Source organism: Vibrio sp. R-1 (assembly GCF_035615595.1).
GTDB classification, from domain to species: domain Bacteria; phylum Pseudomonadota; class Gammaproteobacteria; order Enterobacterales; family Vibrionaceae; genus Vibrio; species Vibrio cholerae.
The window spans coordinates 1-443 of sequence record NZ_WPDC01000320.1; the positions used below are offsets into that span (position 1 = coordinate 1).

At 39.5% G+C, this 443-nt stretch carries 1 protein-coding gene; it reads left to right on the top strand.

Annotated elements, in window-relative coordinates; translation table 11 throughout:
- The coding region (locus tag GOU96_RS18325) for a GNAT family N-acetyltransferase (RefSeq protein ID WP_324702126.1) at positions 1 to 443 on the top strand (443 nt) is incomplete at both ends.

Consider the following 443-nt stretch of genomic DNA (forward strand, 5'->3'; position numbering starts at 1 on the left):
AATATGGATATCAAATTACGACCAATAGAAAGTGAAGAATTCGATAGTCTTTTTTCTGTTGTAAAGCAGGGCATTTATTCACATGTTGATGCCGTTTTTGGTTGGGATGATGACTTTCAACGCAACCGTCTAAAAAGAGACTATGACCCTAGTTGGTTTCACTGGGTAGAACAAGGAGGTCAGCGAATTGGCATGTTGTGTTTCAAACCTTATGACAATGCAATTCATGTTCATCTACTGGTTGTTTTTCCCGAGTTTCAGAACCAAAAATTTGGGCAAAAGATAATGAATTATGTCCATAGTCGTGCGGATGCTGAGGGGAGAAACCGGGTGACGTTATCCAGCTTTATCCGAAATGAGGCCGCGGTAAGATTTTACAAATCGCTTGGTTATCAGCTCATTGATAGTGATGAATGTTTCTATTCTTTGTCGCTTCAAATTTC